Consider the following 3,527-nt stretch of genomic DNA (forward strand, 5'->3'; position numbering starts at 1 on the left):
CGGAGCCCGTGCAACGTGAGCGGCGGCAACCCGGCCGCCCGTGCGATGCGGGCGAACCAGTCACTGACGTGCGAGGGGTGCCACCCCTGCCCGTCCTGTCGGGTGAACACCAAACCCGAATCCGCCCACTCAGCCCCTGCCTGGAGCCGGGCCTGGTTCTGGAACTTCTTCCACCCCCGCAACACCTTCACCGTGTCGGCCTCCAAGGTGATGGTGCGCTGACCCGCCTCACTCTTCGGGGTCGAAGTGAACGTTTGCCAGGACAGCTGCACCACCTGGGTACGGATATCGGCCTCAGCATCCGTCAACCGGGTGTTGGACCAGGGCAGACCGACCGCTTCACCTCGACGCAACCCTTTGACGACGAGGTGGAACAGCGGGTGCAACCACTCTTGCTGGTGCCGCCCCGCCTACAGCGGGATTTCCGCGATCGTGAGGCCCAAATCGCGGATCATGACCTCGCTGAGCTGTCGGAGCTGGATCTCGGTCACCTTCGCGCCGTGGAGCGAGGCCAGCCCGGACAGGTTCGACAGGTCGCTGCCGCGCAGGTCGGCGCCGGACATCTTGGTGTTCTTGATGTCCGCGGCGAAGGTGCAGTCGTCGAAGACCGCATCGCGCAGGTCGCTTCCGATGATCTCGGCTTCCTTGAAGGAGCAACCGACGAACGCCACATCACCGGTGACCTTGACCTGCTCCCAGCTGGCATAGTCGAACTGGCAACCCTCGAAGAGCACATCGGTCATCGAAACGCGCGCCAGTGACACCCCCATCAACCGTGAGCCCGTGAACCGGCACCGGCTCAGGGTGACATCCACCAGGCGGTGTGAGGTCAGGTCGAGGGAGGCGAAGTGGATGTTGGTGACCTTCTCCTCTTCCAGCGGGTTGGGGTAGGGCCAGGCGCGCACGGCAGGCTCGTCGTCGCTGGGCAGGAGCACTTTCGCGCCCCGGATCTCGGCGGTCTGCACAGGGTTCCCCTACTTCTTCCAGTTGTCCCACGTCGAACGGTTGTCCCAGGGGCCTCCGCCGACGTTGTCCCAGGTGTCGCGGTTATCGAACAGCCCTACCGGAGTCCTCGGTTGGAGTCGGTCGATCAGGTCGGCGGCCCGTTCGGATGCTTCAAGTCCGCTCAGAGTCGTCATCGGTCACACTCCCATCTTCTCGCCCAGGGCGCGGACGAGTTCCTGTTTGGCATTGCGGCAGTAGGTGGTTTCGGTAGTGGTGAAGCGGCCGGTTTCGAAGTATTTGTTGGAGGCTTGCCCGCCTTGGCAGAAGGTGAAGAACTCGCAGGTGCGGCGGCATTGGTGCACGCCGTTCAGGTGTTCGCGGACGTAGGCGGTGTGTGGGGCGCGGGTGAGGATGGTGGGCAGTTGCTCGTTCAGGACGTTGCCCAGGACGAAGTCGTCGTAGTGGGCGTTTTTGACGCCGAGTAGTTCTGGGGAGAGCACGACCACGTCGCCGTTGGTACCGATGGTGGGGATGGGGTCGATCAGGACGGTTTCCCACCGGTCTTTGCGTCCGGCCCTGACGTCGGCCAGGTAGCCCAGGAGACGGTCGGCCTCGCGGACGCGGAGGGCGCTGCCGTTGTCGATGCGGTCGAACATCGTGCGCCAGAAGCGGCGGACGTGGTCGGGGTCGATGTCCTGGCGGGCGTCGTTGGCGCCTTCGAGTTCTTCGATGTTGAACCCGACGCTTTTGGCGCCCAGGCCCTCGAAGAAGTCGAGCAGGATGTGGGGGTGGGTGATGGTCTGTGCGGTCACGACGCAGATGGCGGTGAAGTCGATCCCGCGGGCTTGAAGGTGGGAGATGCCGCGTTCCACGCGGGAGAAGACCGGCTGGTTCGACCAATCCACTCTGGACAGATTCGCCGCCGCGGGGCCGTCGATGCTCACCCCGACTCGGAAGTCGTATCTGGTGAAGAAGTCGCACCAGGCGTCATCGATGAGGGTGGCGTTGGTCTGCACGCAGTGGCGGATCCGACCCTTCCGGCGCAGGGGCTCGAATGCCTCCACGAGGTCGCGGAAGTACTCGCGACGTGTGGTGAGGGGTTCGCCTCCGTGCCAGACCACGTCCACGACCTCGCTCGTGTTCTGTGACGTGATGCCGGCGGCGAGGGCTTGGGCGACCTCGATCGGCATCTCGGTACGGGTCTTGCGCTCGTGGACCGGCAGGTAGCAGTAGGAGCAGTTGAGGTTGCACAGCGTGGTGGGTTGCAGGATCACCGAGTGGAAGTGAGGGGCTATCACGGCACCTTCTCGCAAGAGGAAGTCAAGGGCGGGCAGGCCAGGCCGGTGGGGGCAGGTCAACGGCTATTGGGTGACCTGTGCGGTCTGGAGGGTGTGCGTCACGGCGTAGGTCGAACGCGTTTGCCAATAGCCGGCGTTGCGAACCTGCTGGCGCAGGCCTTCGATCGTGGGATCGGACAAGATCAGAGGACGAGAGCCTGCGCGGGCGAAGGCCCAAAAGCGGCGCGATCCCGGTCCCCACAGAACCACCCAGTCGGCTCCGAGGTGGTACTGGAGACGTTCGGCATCGGCGTACAAGCGCGTGTCGTCAGCGCGTGTCCAGGACATGAGGGGTCAGGTCCGTCTTGCTGGGCGGTCGATCTCGAACCACACGGTGGTGCGCCCGTTCTCCCGGAGGGTGCCCCACCGGCTCGCCTCGGCGGCGACCAGGTGCAGGCCGAACCCTCCCTCGGTGCACGCATCCAGCGGGCGTGGGCAGGGGAAGACGTGCTCGCCTTCGCGTGGGCCCTGGTCGGTGACCTTGACCTGGAATCGGTCGGGGAGCTTGAAGAGAGCCACCATGACCTCGCCGCCAGGTTCTCCGCTGCGGGTATGGCGCAAGGCGTTCGTGAAGAGCTCATCGGCCAACAGCACCAACGTCTCTGCCATGAGACCGATGGCGCCAGCCCGGGAGCGGATGCGGCGTCGCATCACCGCGGCCTGCTCCGGTTCTCCAGGCAGGATGACCGCTGCCGCCTGCTGCGGCTGGGCGGTGTTAGTGGCGATCGGGGTGTTCGCGCGCGGATCGCTCGTGCGCCGAGGAAGCCGTTGCACCGACTGGGCCTTGTGAGCGCGAAACCGGTCCACGTCCACCTCGATCACCTGTGCCACGCCGCCACCTCCCGCAGACCGAACAGAGGGTGTACGACCGGCCGGCCGAGCCGAGGGGCAGCCCCGCCCTGCTGAGCAGGGTGTTGGCCAAGGCGTGGCTGCTGAGGAATCAAGGCGGGAAGTGGTGAGCGCCCGGCGGGTCGGGAGCAGTGGGAGAGTGACATGCGGTGACCGTAAGACGCGGACGGCGCACGGTTCTGCAGCCGCAGGAGGGTAAAAGACCCGCAGGATTTTGCGGGTTGGCTCAGGCCACTCCGGCCCTGCTGGCCAGGGGGCGCAGTTCCGGGGTGGAGCGCCGGTGCTCCCTGCGCAGCAGTTCGGTCAGCACCCCGGCTGTTCCGGGGTGGTAGCGGATGAGTTCGGGGGCGAGCCGTTCGGCGTCCAGCAGGGTGTGGACCGCTGCGGCGTCCTGGC

5 protein-coding genes and 1 pseudogene are annotated in these 3,527 nt (G+C 66.0%); all 6 read right to left on the reverse strand.

Translation table 11 applies throughout. From position 1 onward, the window contains the following. Positions 1 to 389 (reverse strand): annotated as a pseudogene (locus D472_RS0119450) (tyrosine-type recombinase/integrase); the annotation flags it as partial. Between the two features lie 21 nt (positions 390 to 410). Continuing rightward, on the reverse strand, positions 411 to 965 hold the full coding sequence (locus tag D472_RS0119455; protein WP_017606137.1) for a pentapeptide repeat-containing protein: 555 nt from the start codon (positions 963 to 965) through the stop codon (positions 411 to 413). 9 nt (positions 966 to 974) lie between these two features. Next, a complete protein-coding gene (gene amcA, locus D472_RS28735) occupies positions 975 to 1,139 on the reverse strand; it encodes a multiple cyclophane-containing RiPP AmcA (protein WP_017606138.1) in 165 nt (54 codons plus the stop codon). A 3-nt stretch (positions 1,140 to 1,142) separates the two neighbouring features. Continuing rightward, positions 1,143 to 2,243 (reverse strand): cyclophane-forming radical SAM peptide maturase AmcB, encoded by a 1,101-nt coding sequence (amcB, locus tag D472_RS0119465; protein WP_239643011.1) that lies wholly within the window; start codon positions 2,241 to 2,243, stop codon positions 1,143 to 1,145. 63 nt (positions 2,244 to 2,306) lie between these two features. Further along, on the reverse strand, positions 2,307 to 2,570 hold the full coding sequence (locus tag D472_RS0119470) for a hypothetical protein (RefSeq protein WP_017606140.1): 264 nt from the start codon (positions 2,568 to 2,570) through the stop codon (positions 2,307 to 2,309). A 6-nt stretch (positions 2,571 to 2,576) separates the two neighbouring features. Then, on the reverse strand, positions 2,577 to 3,113 hold the full coding sequence (locus D472_RS0119475) for an ATP-binding protein (RefSeq protein WP_017606141.1): 537 nt from the start codon (positions 3,111 to 3,113) through the stop codon (positions 2,577 to 2,579). Between the last annotated feature and the right edge of the window lie 414 nt (positions 3,114 to 3,527).

Origin of the sequence: Nocardiopsis alkaliphila YIM 80379 (genome assembly GCF_000341005.1) — a bacterium.
Lineage (GTDB): Bacteria > Actinomycetota > Actinomycetes > Streptosporangiales > Streptosporangiaceae > Nocardiopsis > Nocardiopsis alkaliphila.

Bases quoted from the DNA above. Each gene is read 5' to 3' on its own strand.
- amcA (WP_017606138.1), bottom strand. From the start codon at position 1,139: ATGACGACTCTGAGCGGACTTGAAGCATCCGAACGGGCCGCCGACCTG.
- D472_RS0119470 (WP_017606140.1), bottom strand. From the start codon at position 2,570: ATGTCCTGGACACGCGCTGACGACACGCGCTTGTACGCCGATGCCGAA.